Here is a 16,812-nt window from a genome sequence, read left to right as displayed (position 1 = left end):
AATCGTTAGTAATTATTCAGCTCCACTAGCTGCAATATTATCTTCGATTGTTTGAACTGCTTCTTCTAATACTTCACCAACATCGTCGCCGTTAGCGATGAATTGAAGAGCGCTACCCATTGGATCCCAAACTTGTTGCATTTGTGGAATGTTTGGCATTGGCTCACCATATTGAGTTTGCTCAGCGAATGCACCGATGATTTCATCGTTAGCAATCTCTTCGCTATCTAATGCTTCTTGAAGTGCAGGCATTTCACCAGCTGCTTCATAGTATTTCATTGCATTTTCATATTTTGTGATGTACTTCATTAAGTCGATTGCCCACTCTTGATTCTCAGAGTAAGAGCTTAACATCCAAGCTTTTACACCAACGAAAGACTTAGGAACGTCTCCATTTTCAAGTTTAGGTAATGTAGCTGTACCTAATTTGTCACCTAAAGCATCTCTGTAAGTAGCGATGTTCCAAGGACCTGTAAGAACAGTTGCTACTTTACCTTCTGTGAAAAGACCACTCATGATGTCGCCATTGATTTCTTTAGGAATGTAACCATTGTCGAACCAAGATTGAATTAATGCTCCACCTTCAACAGCACCCTCGTTAGCAAGACCGATGTCAGAAGCGTCAAATCCAGATCCATCGTTGTTGAATACATAACCGCCATTACCAGCGAAGAACGGATAAACAAAGTAGAAGTTAGTTGCTTCCATTAAGAATCCGTATTTGTCTTGACCAGCGTCAGTTTGCTCTTCAGCAACTTTCATTAGTCCTTCCATTGTTGCAATTTCTTCTGCAGATACAAGATCTTTATTGTAGAACATACCGTATGTTTCTAGAACTTGAGGAACTCCATACGCTTCACCATCTACTGTTACTGCATTCATAGCAGTTTCACTGTAAAGAGAAGCATCTTCCCCTAAGTCGATTGGGTCAGCTAGACCACGAAGAACGATATCACCAAGACGGTCATGTGGACCAAAGAAAACGTCTGGACCGTTACCAGCTGGACCGTCAAGAGCAAGCGCTTCCACTTGATCCAACATGGAAATACCAGTTGCTTCTACTTCAATACCAGTTTCTTCAGTATAAGCTGTAAAGATTTCATCTAATGCTGCTCTTTGTTTCTCGTCATCGTTTACCCAAACTGTTAACTTTTCAGGCTTATCTACACCTTCAGTTGTAGTTCCTTCGCCTTCTGCTGAACCACCGTTGCCACCTGCGTTGTTACCTGTGTCACGTTGTGGACCACAAGCTGCAAGTACGCCTAGTGTTAGGACAGCAACCATAAGCATTGCTAAAAACTTTTTCATTTTGACCCCTCCGTCATTTGAATAATCTTTCTACTAAGTTGCACAAACGATTGCATAAATGTAAGCGAAAACATATAACGCTTACATTTTTCATGAAAACGATTGCACAACTCTCACTTTTTATTATACATGTATTCGCCCAATTGACAACCTGTTTTTTAAAAAAACTTTGATATCCTGATAGTTTCATAGTCTGCATGATATTACCTACCTTCTAAAAACCTTGGTATATATGAGAAAATCAATCCAGAGTCAGGGCTTTTTCATCACGTAGTTTTTTTCAATACCTTCCTCTCACCATGACCCTTTCTCTTTTCATTGACATTGTTTCTTTTTTGACATACCCTTATGTTGAATAAAATGGCAATGAAACCATTTCAACCATTTTTTTTCGCAATAAATGCAAGCGATTGCATTAAGGAGAGGTTGAATGCTATATGCTTAAGGAAGCAATATTCCATCGTCCAAAGAACAATTTTGCATACGCCTATAATGAAACAACTTTACACATCCGTCTGCAAACAAAGAAAGAGGATGTGGAATCGGTAGAATTAATTCATGGCGACCCATATATATGGGAAGACGGCGAATGGATTTCACTTAAAAAGCCAATGAAGAAAACAGGATCCGATGATCTTTATGATTATTGGCTTGCTGAAGTTTCCCCAGAGTTTAGACGTTTACGATACGGCTTTGCCCTGAAATCTGGTGAAGAAACCTTAGTTTATAATGAAAAAGGTTTTTATGAGGAAGAACCGAAAGACTGCGGACTATACTTCTGCTTTCCATTCCTTAATAAAATTGATGTATTTCAAGCTCCAAATTGGGTAAAAGATACAGTTTGGTATCAAATATTCCCTGAACGCTTTGGAAACGGCAATAAAGAAAACGATCCAAAAGGTGCTCTTCCATGGGGAAGCACAGATCCTTCTACTACCAATTTCTTCGGAGGGGATTTCGAGGGAGTTATAGAACATGTCGACCATCTAGTGGAATTAGGCATCACAGGCATTTACTTCACTCCAATTTTTAAAGCAAAATCCAACCATAAATATGACACCATTGACTACATGGAAATCGACCCACAATTCGGCACCAAAGAGACCTTCAAGAAACTTGTGGAGGTTTGTCATGCGAACGGAATTAAAATAATGCTTGATGCTGTATTCAACCATAGTGGCTACTTTTGGGAACCGTTCCAGGATGTCTTGAAGAATGGAGAAAAGTCAAAGTATAAGGATTGGTTCCACATTTGGGACTTCCCTGTTGTGACAAAGCCTAAACCAAATTATGACGCATTTGCTTTTGTTTCAGACATGCCTAAGCTTAATACGGAACATCCAGAAGTAAAGGAATATTTATTAGAAGTGGGCCGCTATTGGGTAAGGGAGTTTGACATTGACGGATGGAGATTGGACGTTGCAAACGAAGTGGACCATCAGTTCTGGAGATACTTCCGTCAGGCTGTAAAAGGTGAAAAAGAGAACGTCTACATTCTAGGTGAAATATGGCATGACTCTATGCCATGGTTGCAAGGTGATCAGTTTGATGCAGTAATGAACTATCCTTTTACTACCGCTACTCTTGACTACCTTGCAAAAAACAAAACGAAGGCAACTGAGTTTGCCAATTCCATATCTAAGGTGATGCACTCCTACCCTATAAATGTAAATGAAGTTGCATTCAATTTATTGGGCAGTCATGACACACCTAGAATCTTGACCATTTGTGAAGAAGACAAAAACAAGTTGAAGTTGTTATTCTTGTTCCAATTATCCTTTATTGGAGCTCCATGCATCTATTATGGTGATGAGTTCAGCATGACAGGTGACCAAGATCCTGGTTGCCGTAAGTGCATGGTATGGGAAGAAGACAAACAAGACCGCGATATGTTTGAATTTGTTAAGAAGTTGATTGCACTCCGCAAAGAACTTCCTGTTTTCGGAAACCACGGAGACATCCGCTTTATTGAAGCAAACGATGAGACCAATCACGTTATGTATGAGAAAGTTTCCGATTCCACTGGAGAAAGAATCTTATTCGTTGTAAATAATAGCGATAAGGACTTGATTGTCACCCTTCCAGATGATGTAAAAGGCAAAGTCTTACGTGATCTGTGGAACGAAGAAGAATTTGCCTTTGCTGCTGACGCGAGCGCATTGCAAGTGAAGCTTCCGGCATACGGGTTTCAGATTTTGGCTTATTAAATTTACGGAGTAACAATGAAGATGCCCGCTAAGCAAAATAGCGGGCATTTCGTTGTCTATAAACTCATTTCCTATGCACCAATCTACGGTATTCCATCGGTGTTGTGCCCTCAACCTTCTTAAACAACTTAGAAAAATACGTAACGTCATCTATGCCGACCTCTCGTGAAATTGCTGATACCTTATACTCCGTTTCCGCCAAAAGCTTTTTCGCATGATGCAAGCGGTAATGGGTTAAGTACTGCATCGGACTAATTCCTATCGTTTTTTGCATACAACGCGTCAAATAATCAGGGTGAAAATTCAATTCCTCTTTTAATACACTCATATTAACAGGCTCTTTATAATTTTCTTGAATGTACTTCATTGCACTCTCACATACCTTTTCGGTCGCACTCGGAATCGAGAATGCCTCTTTTTGCAACTGTACGATGAACTCAGAGAATTGAATTTGCTGCTTTAAGTAATCATCCGGAACATGTGCATCCCCATCTCTCGTAGTAAGAAGCGTTTCCAATTGTTGTTCGACAATTTCCCTTCTTTTCACTTCACCCCACTGCGGAATATGAAAATGATAGTAACCTACTTCCGTAAAGGTTGGCTCTTTTTTATATACAAAGGACCAATCCAGTTCCTTATCCTCCACCATCTGATACTCATTTCCAGGGATAACAAAATGCAACCAGAAATAATCGGTTTGTTCTGTGCAATCTGCATATCCTTCGTGTCTTTCACCTGGAACCAATATGACATATTGTCCTTCTTTCACAACGAAACGTTCTTCCCCTTCTTGCATGTACAAGGTACCTTTTTTCACATATAAAAGATCAAAAACGGTAAACACTCTGGAAAAGTGCCGTTCTCCTTTATTAAATGTATATTCCCCACCCCTTATAAAAGTCGGAAATGGCGGGATGGACATAGCTATCATTGACATTCTTTACACCTCAAGTCGTAATAATCCAATAAGTATCGAAATCATCTCTTTCTATTATAATAAAATGCGGTTAAACTAGGAATGGTTTTATGTCGGATTCATCAAAAGGAGTAAATGAATGAAAGAAACAAACACTAAGAAACTCACCCTCTTTGCCTTAACATGGCCAATCTTTATTGAAGTACTACTTCACATGCTAATGGGAAATGCAGATATATTAATGTTGAGTCAGTATTCAGATGACTCCGTTGCAGCCGTTGGGGTTGCTAATCAAATCTTGTTTATGTTGATTGTTATGTTTGGTTTCATCGCAACAGGTACCACCATCCTGGTTGCACAGTATCTTGGATCAAAAAAAAGAGAAATTGCTGCAGAAGTTACGGTTGTCTCTATCGGCGCAAATCTAATTTTCAGTGTAGCCATCAGTATTTTGGTATTCCTTTTCAGTTCCAAGCTTTTATTATTGATGGATCTCCCTCCAGAACTCTTAACCGAGGCAGATTCTTATCTGAAAATGGTCGGGATCTTCTCGTTTGTTCAGGCTCTCATCATCACGATGGGTGCTACCATCAGAAGCTATGGTTTCACTAGGGATGCCATGTATGTAACCATTGGAATGAATATCATTAATGTTATCGGTAACTATTTATTTATATTTGGTCCGTTCGGCATCCCCGTTCTAGGCGTGGAAGGGGTAGCTATTTCTACCGTAACAAGCCGGGCATTAGGATTAATCGTCATTACTTTTCTTCTTTTCAAAAGAATTGAAGAACCTTTGCCATTTAAGAAAATGTTCCGCCTGCCTGTAAGCCATCTGAAAAATTTATTAAAAATAGGCATTCCATCAGCTGGAGAGCATTTGTCTTACAATACATCTCAAATTGTGATTACTTATTTCATCGTCATGATCGGTACAGAGGCATTGACTACAAAGGTGTATGCACAAAGTTTAATGATGTTTATTTTCTTATTTAGTGTAGCCATCAGTCAGGGTACGCAAATAATGATTGGTCATCAGATCGGGGCAGGAAAAATAGAAGAGGCATACAAGCGTTGCATTAAAAGTTTACGCCTCGCCATTTTAATCTCTATTTTGACCGCTATACCAATCGCATTTTTCTCTGATACTCTTTTAGGATTCTTTACAGATAACCCAGACATCATTGCACTTGGAGGTACGCTGATTTTATTTACCGTGATTTTGGAACCGGGGCGTTCATTCAACTTGGTTGTAATCAATGCTTTGCGTGCAGCAGGTGATGTAAGATTTCCTGTTTATATCGGAATTCTATCGATGTGGGGGGTTAGTGTTACTGTTTCGTATGTGCTTGGCATTCATTTTGGATTTGGTTTAGTCGGTGTGTGGATTGCGATGATTTTAGATGAGTGGTTGCGTGGCATCATCATGCTATATCGCTGGAAGTCCCGCATTTGGGTAACCAAATCCTTCGTCCACGAAAAAGCTTCATAGAATGTAATAGGGTATCGCCGCTGCTCCTTTACGCAAATGACTTCGCTTTCCGCGGGACGGTGTTTGAGCCTCCTCGGCTTCGCCTGAGGGGTCTCAATCTACCGTTACTCCCCCGCTGGAGTCTCCGCCATTTGCTCCAATCCACAGCTAGAATTTACGTTAAAGAAAGGTTATTTGTACTTCAGTAACGTCGGTTAAATAGCTTTTTGACTAAGGTAAATGAAGTCACCTAGTTGATTGAAGTGGAAGGCGCGCAGACGCCCGCGGGAGGAAGGGACAGGTGAGACCCCGGAAGGCGAAGCCTGAGGAGGCTCACGGACCGCCCGCAGGCAAGCGAAGCGCCTGGAACGGAAATCAACAAAGTTAAATACAATCTTATCTTCTTTGAAGTCCTCCAATTTGAGGGCTTTTTTTCGTTTAAGCAACCCCCTTTTTTCCTTATGTTAGATTTCCTTACAAACTAGTAAGCGCTTTCGACTGAATTTTTTGATAATTCCTATTGCGCAGCGCATAAATATAGAATATGATATAAAACATAACTAAAGATGTTAGGAAACATAACATTAACTTAAAGGAGAGATACCAATGAAAAAAGTGGAAGCTATTGTTAGACCCGAAACCTTCCGTGCTCTTCGCGAAAAGCTAGAAGAAGTCGGAATCAACGGTTTAACCGTCTCAGAAGTAGCAGGTTGCGGACAGCAAAAAGGTCAACAGGGTCTTTTTAGAGGAAACACTTTTGAAATTAAGCTTTTGCCTAAGGTCAAGGTGGAAATGGTTGTCGAATCTGAATACGTAGATGAAATTGTCCAAATCATTCAAGAAGTATGCTCGACCAACACAGTAGGCGACGGAAAGATTTTTATTTATCCTGTGGAAGATGCCATCCGGATCCGCACAGGAGAAAACGGAAAGCTTGCCATCATTTAATTTCAATAAGAAAGGATGATAATTATGAAAAAGAAAATAGGATCACTGGTTACAGGCGGATTATTGATCAGTTCTACAGCACATGCACAAGCACCTACGGTTGAAGGTTTAAGCGTCTCTCTTGATATGGTTTGGATTATGGTAGCAGCACTATTAGTATTTTTTATGCACGCAGGATTCGCAATGGTCGAATCAGGATTTACCCGTTCTAAAAATGCACTGAATATCCTAATGAAGAACTTCCTCACCATATCCATCGCCTCCATTCTATATTTAGCAATAGGTTATGCTCTAATGTTCGGCAGTTCAATCGGAGGATTCACCGGACTTGACGGCTTTTTTCTTACAGGACACGAAGATCAAATCGGTTTCTTCGTTTTCCAAGCAATGTTCGCGGCAACTTGCGCCACTATCATCTCCGGGGCTGTCGCAGAACGCATGAAGCTATCTAGTTATATTCTTTTAACCGTTGCCATGACAGCACTTATCTATCCGATTGTTGGTCACTGGGTTTGGGGTGGCGGATGGTTATCAGAGCTAGGATTTACTGATTTCGCAGGCTCTACAGTCGTTCATCTTACCGGTGCACTTGGTGCAATTGTTGCGGTTAAGTTTTTAGGAGCACGTCTTGGAAAATACTCAAACGGCAAAGTTAATGTTATCTCCGGACACAATATCCCACTTGGGGCACTTGGTGTATTCATCTTATGGTTTGGTTGGTTTGGATTTAATGGCGGTAGCACGTTAGCTGCAGATCCAGCCCTTATTCCACATGTCATAACAACCACTTTATTATCTGCATCTGCTGGTGTGCTGGCCTCTGCATTCTATACGCAATTCCGTTATCAGCGCATTGATGCTTCCTTAACCTTGAACGGTGCATTAGCTGGGTTAGTTGGTATCACAGCAGGAACAGGGGATGTATCTCCAATTGGAGCCATCATTATTGGTTTGGTTTCAGGGGTTCTTCTAGTAGAGGCAGTTACATTCATCGATCGTAAAGCAAAAATCGACGACCCGGTTGGTGCCATTGCGGTTCATGGCGTATGCGGTATTTGGGGAACACTTGCTGTAGGTTTATTCTCCACTTCAACGGGATTATTTTACGGAGGCGGAGTATCCCAGTTAGGCATTCAAGCAGTAGGTATCCTGGCAGTTACGGCATGGACAATCGGTTCTGTTGGCTTATTCTTATTCATTGTTACCCGCTTTACTAGCATTCGTGTTACGAAGGAAGAAGAGATTTCAGGGCTTGATTTTGCAGAACACGGTTCTTCTGCTTATGAGCTTAGAGAGTCGGTCTTCTCCGATAATAGTTCAGCACCAGAATTCGGAACTGGTTTAGTTCATCGTCTGAACAATTTAGGCGGAACTACACAAAAACGTAAAGCGAAGGAAGTTTAAACTTCTCCCTCTTCGCCTATCATGATTAATAGCTAGAAAAAGCGATTCATGGCTAAGCCCACTGAATCGCTTTTTCATGTATACAAAACCTATACAATCATTAAACTATAATGCTATAATTCCTCCTAGAGGTGATATTGTTGAAGATTAACATGTGGGAAAAATTGATTGTCCGTTTTTTTATCGTTTGGTACATATGCGGGGTCGTGTTATTGACGTTTGATCTTTTGCCTCCTTGGCTGGAATGGGCAAATGTCGTTTTTCTTGTCACCGCCGGAACCCTGGGAGCGATATATCTCATTAAAAATTACCGTGTTATCGGGATTTTCTTTACCATTCTCGTCTTTTTTGTCGCAATGGCTGCGGAACACTTTGGAGTGAAATATGGATTCCTTTTTGGAGACTATTATTATAATTCCTATTTTGGGCCGAAGTTATTTGATGTGCCGATTACAATTGGTTTTGCATGGGTATTGGTCATTTCCACGTCACATGTGCTGGCAAATAGAGTTATTCCACATGCATCTATTCTAACAAAGGCCATTCTTGCTTCTTTTGCTACTGTGGTATTGGATTTAATCATTGATCCTGTTGCGTTTATAGCAAAGGAGTATTGGATTTGGGAAGGTACAAGCTTTTATTACGACATTCCCATGTTTAACTTTTACAGTTGGTTTGGACTTTCTTTACTGTTTCATCTTGTCATTTTATTCTGTTCGAAAAATATTTCTTCAAAGGAAAATCACTACTGGGAGAGGAATATGTATGTATTGTACGGATTAATGATTGGAATGTTCTGTATGATTGCACTAACAGCAGAACTTTACCTGGCGTTGACTGTAACCATTATTCCTACCCTTTTATTATACTTGGCTACACTGAAATCAAAGGAGTTCCTACATGATTCCAGCAAAAAAAAGCAAACAGTTTGATTATTTTTTTCACCAGTTTAATAAACGTTTTCTTCGATTTCATTTTAAAGGTATCTATTATTCCATGGGTGAGCGTGCAAGCCTCCCCCCGTCTCCTGCCTTGTATATTGTCAATCATAGTACATGGTGGGACGCTTTGGTGGTCTTTCATTTAAATCAGGTTATCACCAAACAGGAGAGCTATGTTATGATGCACGAAAAAGGAATTCGCGAGTTCCCATTCTTTCGTAAAATTGGTGCATTTTCGGTGAACAGAGACAATCCCAAAGACATTGTCCGATCTATGAATTATGCAAAAGACCGATTAAAAGACGATAAAACCCTGTGGCTTTTTCCACAAGGAGACGAGCGACACCTTGAAATTCGTCCTCTTGGTTTCCTGCCAGGAGCCATCCACATCACTAAAAACACAGATATTCCAATAGTTCCTGTATGCCTATACTATACTTTCACTGGTGAACGCAAGCCCGAAGTTTATATCAAACTAGAAGAACCTATCTATTATTCTCAACTGGAGGGGGATTCATCAAAAGCGAAAAATCAATCCTTAGAGGATCACTATACCCTACTCTTAGATAGCGTAAAGCAAGATGTAATACAACAAACAACAAGCCATTATCAATCTATACTATAATGGTGGAAATCGAAGGAGGAAAACAGTATGGGATCATTTACTATCTTGCTTTCTGGCGGGCTATTATTGTCTTTCCTCTGGATTATTATCAATGGATTGTTTTACCCTGCCTATCCAAAACCCAAGAAATCCACCACACCACCGCTTGTTTCCATTCTGGTACCAATGCGCGATGAAGAACGAAACGTCCTCCAGATAATTGAAAATTTCAAGAAACTCACATACCCAAATTTAGAATTTATCTTATTGGATGATCATTCTTCTGACTGCACCTATTCTTTGGCAGTAAATTCCACTAAAAAGGATAGCCGGTTCTCTATTATGCAAGGAGCTCCTTTAAAAAAGGGCTGGGCAGGAAAAGTTCATGCCTGCTATCAACTTTCCCATGCAGCGAACGGAGATTATTTGTTATTTTTAGATGCGGATGCACGACTAAAAAAGAATACCATTGAAAGCATGCTTCCTTTTTTCCAGAATGAAAAAGTCGGGTTGGTAACTGGTTTTCCACGGTTTCCGGTTACAAGTTGGCTAAGTAAGCTAGTGGTACCTATGCAACATTTTGTGATCTGGCTTCACCTTCCCCTTGGATTAGCTAATTACACCTCCTACAAGCCAGCCAGTGCCGCTCACGGAGCGTTCATGTTTTTTGAAAGAAGCGCTTATGATTTTGTAGAAGGTCATTTTTCCGTAAAATCTAGCATCGTAGAAGATGTTCATCTCGCAAGGGTGATGAAAGAGCATGGATTTCAAGTAAAACTAATAAACGCCACTCCTTATGTTACCTGTCATATGTATGAAACTAATCAAGAGGTGTGGAATGGCTTTTTGAAAAATATTTATATTGGCATTGGAAAGTCTCCACTAATAGCAATGGGGTTAACCTTGTTTTACAGCTTGTTTTATATTGCTCCTCTTTTCTTGGCCCTTCTATCTCCTCTATATGGAGTTTGGTTTTTGGTGCCTCTACTATTAGTCTGGATGCAAAAGCTTTATATAGATCTTCGCACAGGACAGCTTGCATATTTATTTCTTTTCATGCCATTAAGCGCTTTGGCGTTCTTGGTCATTCTGCACGCTTCCATGTGGAAATCTTGGAGAAAACAACATTATATTTGGAAGGGTCGTGCCTATAAATGAAAAATGTCGTTGTCATAGGCGGAGGCCTTGGTGGTTTGTCTGCTGCAATCAGCCTCGCGAACAAGGGTTTTAAAGTTACATTATTAGAAAAGAACAACCACTTAGGTGGAAAGCTGATGCCCGTTCAATTAGGAGGGGCATCTTTTGATTTTGGACCAAATACGATTACAATGCCAGATGTATTCAGGGAAGTTATCTCTCAAACAGGGGAAAATCCTGATACGTACTTTGAATTTATTAAACTCTCCTCACATACTCGTAATTTTTCATCAGATGGAACTGTATTTGACTTCAGTTCTGATCAAGAGAAAATGATAGACCAGCTTGCAAAGCTTGACCCGGTTGGGGCTAAAAATTACCCTTCCTATTTGGAGGAAGTCACACGCTTGTATCAGATGGGAGAAAGTCAGTTTTTCCGGAGGACCTTTACTTCAACCACAGATTATCTCTCTCCAAGTTTAGGCTTTTCTTTCAGCAAGGTGCGGCCATTACAGTCCTTGCATCGTTTTCACAGGAAGTATTTTACTAACCCTTTTGTTATCCAAGCCCTTGACCGCTATGCCACCTATATCGGCTCTTCTCCCTTTGTCTCCCCTGCAACTTTTGGCTTGATCGCTTATTTGGAGCTTGTGGAAGGGGTCTACTATACAAAAGGCGGTAACACAAAAATTGCTGAAGGATTCGAGAAACTTGCAAAAAAGCTTGGAGTGTTAATCCATACTAATTGCAAGGTTACCAGTATTGAAGTAACAAACAAACAAGCTGTTTCCGTGTCAACAGAAACTGGAGAACAGTTCCCTGCCGATACGATTGTGATGAATGCAGATTTACTTGTGGCTTATCCTGAACTTGTCCGGGAAGTAGACAGGCCGCATTTTTCAGATAAAAAGGCGGCAACATTCGAGCCTTCCATCTCTGCCTATGTGGTCCTTGCAGAAATGAAGAAGAGGCATTCACAACTTTTACATCATACTGTCTATTTTTCGAGTAATTACGAACAAGAGTTCACGAGTCTATTTCAGGACAAGGCGTATGCAAGTGACCCTACCATCTATTTGAGTAATTCTTCTTTTACAGAAAAGGAGAAAAGTCCAAATGGAGACAACCTGTTCCTATTGGTGAATGCACCGGCGATATCTCCTCATAATGAGAATGCTAAGGACTATAAGGAAGTTATTTATGAAACATTAGCAAAAAGAGGGTTATCGCTGAAGGAGAATATGCTATCTGAAAAGGTGATTACGCCAAAAGATATACAAATGACCTTTGGCGCTCATAAAGGTGCTTTATACGGGATGGCCTCTAACCGAAAAACAGATGCGTTCTTCCGCCCAAGAAACAAATCCGCAGATATTGCCAATCTTTACTTTGTCGGCGGCTCCACCCACCCGGGTGGAGGTTCGCCGATGGTAACCTTATCAGGCCTTAATGTCGCAAATGCAATAAGTAAGGCGAATAAGAAAAACAGTAATTTGTTTAGTGTATAACATTAGTATATGTTTAACCGCCGCTGTTACTTTCCGCAAATGGCTTCGCTTTCCTCGAGACGGTGCTTGAGCCTCCTTTCTGCGCTGTGGGGTCTCAAGCTACCGTTACTCCCCCACTGGAGACTCCGCCATTTGCTCCAATCCACAGCTAGAGATTTTGTAAAAGTATTGTTATTGGTTTATCAGTAACTCATTCGGTTTCTTTTTTTGCCCTTGAGTTGAATGAAATCAACCGAACTATATATTTTTTAATCCATTAAATAAAACCACAGCCCATTGGACTGTGGTTTTTAAATTTGCGATATGATTTGCTGCTTTTCTTCACTTGTAACATAGTGCTTCGTCTTGAATACTGAATAGCCCTTTTTACGGATTGATCCTAATATCGCACGATACAAGTACGCCGCTCCCTTTACAGGAGTTCTCGAATGCATCGGATACAGATGAATCGTACTTAATGCCTGTTCATAAAGACTTTCTGCTTTGTTCGCCATCTCTTCCCACACCGATATGAACTTGTTATTCACGATATTCTGATGCAAATCATCCAATGAGTAGCCGACCTTTTCCAACTTTTCAATAGGAATGTAGATTCTATCACGTTCAAGGTCTTCTCCAATATCCCGAAGAATATTAGTTATCTGCATCGCCTGCCCAAGCGCAATAGCATCTTCACGCAATGCATCTTTTTTCTTTGGAGCAAGAATCGGAAGGAGCATCAATCCAACAGTACTTGCTACATGATAGGAATAGTGTAAAACTTCTTCTTCAGTAAAGTATAACTTCTTGTATAAGTCCATTTCTTGGCCAACGATCATGTCATGAAAGGATTGGACATCCATTTCGTATCTATTGAACACATCCTGAAGAGCTAACCACATTGGATCTTGGGACGGCAATTCGCCCTCTAGAAAATCAGCAAACATCCCTTTGAATGCAAACAGCTCTTCTTTTGGATTCACTCCTTCATCCACTATATCGTCCACTTGTCGGCAAAACGCATAAACAGCCCAGACTGCCTGCTTCTTCTCTTTCGGCAGGAGCATAAATGCTTTATAGAATGTTTTGGAATGTTCTTTAATTATGGATTCACAATGATGATATGCTTTCATTAAGTCGTTCATTGAGATTCACATCCTTTGCAGATGAATGATGGGCAAAATCATGAATAATCTGATTTGCTGCAAGCTTAGCGCTTTGCATAACAATTGGAATGCCACCGCCTGGGTGTATAGATGCACCCGTTGCATAAACATTGTCGAGAGTAGAAGACGGTTTAGCCTGAGGGCGGAATACACCAGACTGAAAAAGATTCGGGGCAATACCAAAGCTGCCACCTTGAAACAGTCCTTCGCGCTCGGCATCATTAGGTGTTCTTACTTCCATCCATTCCATTCTTTTTGTCAATTCGGGAAAAGCTCTATGTTCAATACTTTTGATCATTCTATTAACAAATGACTGTTCCTTACTCCAATCAATGTGACTGCCCGATGGAACTGGTATTAGGACATAAAGAACACTTTTTCCATCTGGTGCCAACGTGGAATCGATTACGCTTGGATTAAAGGTGTAAAATGAAGGATCTGTTGGGACTTTTTTGTGTTGAAACACTTCTTTCATATGCTGCTCGAAGTTTCCACCCATGAAAAATTGGTGAACATCCGAATCCTGAAACTTTCCGTCCAATCCGAAATATAGTAATACACAACCTGAGGAAGGTTCATAGTTTTTCTGAACGTCGAAGTGTTCAGCCGAGGCAGGAAAATCACCATTCCAAACAAGTCCATCCACTTTGATTGTCTCACCATTAACACTAATGGATGTAACGCGGCCATTTTTCTTTTGAATCTTTTCTACCTTATTGGATAAATGCAACGGAATTTCGTTGGCTTTCAACGTTTCCACTAGCACATCAACAAGAGAAGCATAGCCTCCCTTTACATAATGGATGCCATGTTCATGCTCACTGTAAGGAATTAAACTATACATCGCAGGTGCCGTTTGAGGATTTCCACCAATATATAATGTTTGGAGGGAATACGCTTCCCGGAGACGTTCGTCGTTGAAATAGGATCCTGCGAATTTTTTGGTTGAATGATAAGCTTTTAATCTCAGCAATGTTTTAAGATTTTTCCCCGTCCAGAAATCTCGTTTTCGCGTGAACGATTTCTCTAGAAAGGAAGCCTTCCCGACTTCAAAGCTCTTCTTCATATCTGTCATATATCGCTTGAAGCCTTCTTCTTCTCCGGGAAATTGCTTTGATAGCTCCAGCAGTTGTGTATTTTCATCTTTATACTTTGTGTATTTCTTTCCATCTTTGAAATGAATGCTATAAAGCGTGTCAAGGCCAAGTAGATCCCAAGCATCCTCAGACACCCCTGCTTCTGCTAAAATTTCTTTGAGCATATCGGGCAGCAGAACGATAGTTGGACCTTGATCGATCCGGTACCCTTCCCTTTCGACAAAAGCAAGCCTACCTCCTGCTTGTTTTTCTTTCTCATATAAACTAACTTGAAATCCTTGTTTCTTTAGTAGAAGGGCTGTAATCATTCCACCAATACCTGCGCCTGCTATCGCAATATGTTTATTCATTGAGCCTTCTCCAATCTTTGCGCTTGAAAGCTTTTTTGAGCATGTGTTTCACGCTTTTCACGCAATAGTCTGGTCGTAATTCTCGCTGATTCGAGGATGGTCGGTAATCCGCTGCCTGGATGTGTCCCCCCGCCGACAAGCCAACAGTTTTCAAGTTCTTCAAATTTATTATGTGGGCGCAAGACCATCATTTGTGTCAGTTGGTGACCAAGGTTGAATGTGGCACCTTTATAAACAAGTACTTCTTTTTCCCAATCAGAGGGAGTAATGATTTTTTCCACTTCTATGTGATTCTTCAACCCTTTAAATCCACTCTTCTTCTCAAGTGTCTCAAAGACTAATTCTCTGAACTTATCTTTATTCTCCTGCCAATCTATCTCACTAAAGTTGTTAGGAACAGGGGCAAGAATATAAAGAGCTGATTTTCCCTTTGGAGCCAATGTAGGGTCTGTTACGGAAGCATTTTGTACATAGATAGATGGGTCACTTGATAGTTTTTTTGTTTTGGTGATTTCTTCTACATTCTTTTTGTAGTCTTCTGCAAAAACAATGCTATGGTGTGGAAGATCATACTTTGTGTCCAGTCCAAGGTAGATCATGAAAGTGGAGCAAGAGTACTTTTTCTTTTCAAGCTTTCTTTTGCTGTATTTTTGTAATACATTGTCATCCACTAAATTGGTCATCACATGGGCAAAATCGCCGTTAACGACCACTTCATCTGCTTCCACTTTTGACCCATTTTCTAGAATGACACCTTTCACTTTGCGGCCTTCTAGCCAAAGTTTTTTAACACCCGTACCAAGGTTAATGGTCCCACCATATTCCTTGACCACTTTTGCCATGCTTTCGGAAAGCTGGTTGACCCCTCCAATAGGATGATAGATTCCATATGCATGCTCCATCCAGGACAGGATAGAAAAAGCACCAGGACATTCCCACGGGGACATTCCTAAATATTTGGATTGAAAAGTAAAGGCAAGCTTAAGTTGTTCTTCTCGAAAATATTTACTCAATTGATCATACAAACTGCTGCCAAGGCTGAGCTGCGGCAATGCCTTAATTACTTTCCACTGAAAATAATGATAGAACCGATCCATTTTCCCCTGAAGAATGGGAGTAAGGGCGTCCATGCGTTTCTCCGTCTCGAACATAAATCGTTCGTACCCTTCTCCATCCCCAGGAAAATACCGTTCAATAGTTTCTTTCATTTTTTCCTTATTACGAGTTACCATAAAAGATTTATCAGGGAATACCAGTTCATACATGTCTTTTAATTCTTTCATATCCATATAGTCATGCATATTTCGTCCAGATTCCTCAAAAATCTCCTCTGCAATCTGAGGCATACTTAAAAAGGTTGGCCCCATATCGAAGGTGAAATCCCCTAATTTGATGGCAGAGTTTCTCCCTCCAACATAAGGTTGTTTTTCCATTACGTTCACTTCATAGCCATTTGCCGAGAGCATCATGGCAGCCGCTAAGCCACCTGGTCCTGCACCAACCACTATTACTTTTTTACTCATTTTTAGTACGCCTCCTCCATCCAAACAAACCGCTCATTAATTAAACAAATATTATACAAACATTATACATAATCGCAATTACTCTTACAATAAATAATACTCTCTCTATGTAAAAACGGGCTGAACCGGCATTTGGATGAAGATTTTTTTCGTAAACTGTAACAGAAATATGAGGCTTGTACACACTAACATGGAAATAAAAACTCCTATTCAGGAGCTTTTATCTCTTTAATTCATTAAAGAACTTCTACAC

The 16,812-nt window shown here is 40.4% G+C and carries 14 protein-coding genes; 8 read left to right on the top strand and 6 right to left on the bottom strand.

Annotated elements, in window-relative coordinates; genetic code table 11:
- Nucleotides 1-12: 12 nt before the first annotated feature.
- Entirely contained in the window at nucleotides 13-1,308 is a 1,296-nt protein-coding gene (locus LC091_RS14100) for a sugar ABC transporter substrate-binding protein (protein ID WP_226682658.1), read from the bottom strand.
- Nucleotides 1,309-1,745: 437 nt separating this feature from the next.
- Between LC091_RS14100 and LC091_RS14095 the strand changes: the two genes are divergently transcribed.
- Nucleotides 1,746-3,515 carry an alpha-glycosidase gene (locus tag LC091_RS14095; protein WP_226682657.1) on the top strand — a complete coding sequence of 590 codons (1,770 nt, stop codon included), beginning with the start codon at nucleotides 1,746-1,748 and terminating at the stop codon, nucleotides 3,513-3,515.
- Between the two features lie 64 nt (nucleotides 3,516-3,579).
- Here the strand turns inward: LC091_RS14095 and LC091_RS14090 are convergent, their stop codons facing one another.
- Nucleotides 3,580-4,452, bottom strand: coding sequence for a helix-turn-helix transcriptional regulator (locus LC091_RS14090; RefSeq protein ID WP_226682656.1), 873 nt, complete (start codon nucleotides 4,450-4,452; stop codon nucleotides 3,580-3,582).
- A gap of 118 nt (nucleotides 4,453-4,570) precedes the next feature.
- Between LC091_RS14090 and LC091_RS14085 the strand changes: the two genes are divergently transcribed.
- Nucleotides 4,571-5,923, top strand: a complete 1,353-nt coding sequence (locus LC091_RS14085; RefSeq protein ID WP_226682655.1) for an MATE family efflux transporter — start codon at nucleotides 4,571-4,573, stop codon at nucleotides 5,921-5,923.
- 194 nt (nucleotides 5,924-6,117) lie between these two features.
- On the opposite strand, the gene LC091_RS14080 is transcribed toward LC091_RS14085, so the two are convergent.
- Nucleotides 6,118-6,348, bottom strand: coding sequence for a hypothetical protein (locus tag LC091_RS14080; RefSeq protein WP_226682654.1), 231 nt, complete (start codon nucleotides 6,346-6,348; stop codon nucleotides 6,118-6,120).
- A 160-nt stretch (nucleotides 6,349-6,508) separates the two neighbouring features.
- Between LC091_RS14080 and LC091_RS14075 the strand changes: the two genes are divergently transcribed.
- From LC091_RS14075 to LC091_RS14050, 6 genes are all read left to right on the top strand, one after another.
- A complete protein-coding gene (locus LC091_RS14075) occupies nucleotides 6,509-6,850 on the top strand; it encodes a P-II family nitrogen regulator (protein ID WP_010192088.1) in 342 nt (113 codons plus the stop codon).
- A gap of 24 nt (nucleotides 6,851-6,874) precedes the next feature.
- Complete coding sequence (locus tag LC091_RS14070; RefSeq protein ID WP_226682653.1) at nucleotides 6,875-8,254, top strand: ammonium transporter; 1,380 nt, start codon at nucleotides 6,875-6,877, stop codon at nucleotides 8,252-8,254.
- Nucleotides 8,255-8,394: 140 nt separating this feature from the next.
- The gene (locus LC091_RS14065; RefSeq protein WP_226682652.1) at nucleotides 8,395-9,186 is read left to right on the top strand and encodes a carotenoid biosynthesis protein; all 792 of its coding nucleotides are present in this window, start codon (nucleotides 8,395-8,397) and stop codon (nucleotides 9,184-9,186) included.
- The gene (locus LC091_RS14060) at nucleotides 9,155-9,820 is read left to right on the top strand and encodes a lysophospholipid acyltransferase family protein (protein WP_226682651.1); all 666 of its coding nucleotides are present in this window, start codon (nucleotides 9,155-9,157) and stop codon (nucleotides 9,818-9,820) included. The genes LC091_RS14065 and LC091_RS14060 overlap by 32 nt, the downstream gene beginning before the upstream one ends.
- 27 nt (nucleotides 9,821-9,847) lie before the next feature.
- A complete protein-coding gene (locus tag LC091_RS14055; protein WP_226682650.1) occupies nucleotides 9,848-10,957 on the top strand; it encodes a glycosyltransferase in 1,110 nt (369 codons plus the stop codon).
- Nucleotides 10,954-12,444, top strand: coding sequence for a phytoene desaturase family protein (locus LC091_RS14050; protein WP_226682649.1), 1,491 nt, complete (start codon nucleotides 10,954-10,956; stop codon nucleotides 12,442-12,444). The genes LC091_RS14055 and LC091_RS14050 overlap by 4 nt, the downstream gene beginning before the upstream one ends.
- 290 nt (nucleotides 12,445-12,734) lie before the next feature.
- On the opposite strand, the gene LC091_RS14045 is transcribed toward LC091_RS14050, so the two are convergent.
- The 3 genes from LC091_RS14045 to LC091_RS14035 are packed head-to-tail and all read right to left on the bottom strand — an operon-like array spanning nucleotide 12,735 to nucleotide 16,559.
- Nucleotides 12,735-13,568 (bottom strand): phytoene/squalene synthase family protein, encoded by an 834-nt coding sequence (locus LC091_RS14045; protein WP_226682648.1) that lies wholly within the window; start codon nucleotides 13,566-13,568, stop codon nucleotides 12,735-12,737.
- Nucleotides 13,534-15,036 (bottom strand): phytoene desaturase family protein, encoded by a 1,503-nt coding sequence (locus LC091_RS14040; protein ID WP_226682647.1) that lies wholly within the window; start codon nucleotides 15,034-15,036, stop codon nucleotides 13,534-13,536. Before LC091_RS14040 ends, LC091_RS14045 begins: the two co-directional genes overlap by 35 nt.
- The gene (locus tag LC091_RS14035) at nucleotides 15,033-16,559 is read right to left on the bottom strand and encodes a phytoene desaturase family protein (protein WP_226682646.1); all 1,527 of its coding nucleotides are present in this window, start codon (nucleotides 16,557-16,559) and stop codon (nucleotides 15,033-15,035) included. The genes LC091_RS14040 and LC091_RS14035 overlap by 4 nt, the downstream gene beginning before the upstream one ends.
- Nucleotides 16,560-16,812: the final 253 nt, after the last annotated feature.

Source organism: Sutcliffiella horikoshii (assembly GCF_020524325.1).
Lineage (GTDB): Bacteria > Bacillota > Bacilli > Bacillales > Bacillaceae_I > Sutcliffiella_A > Sutcliffiella_A horikoshii_D.
Note: the sequence above shows the minus strand (reverse complement) of the source record. Positions and strands in the feature narration are given on the sequence as shown.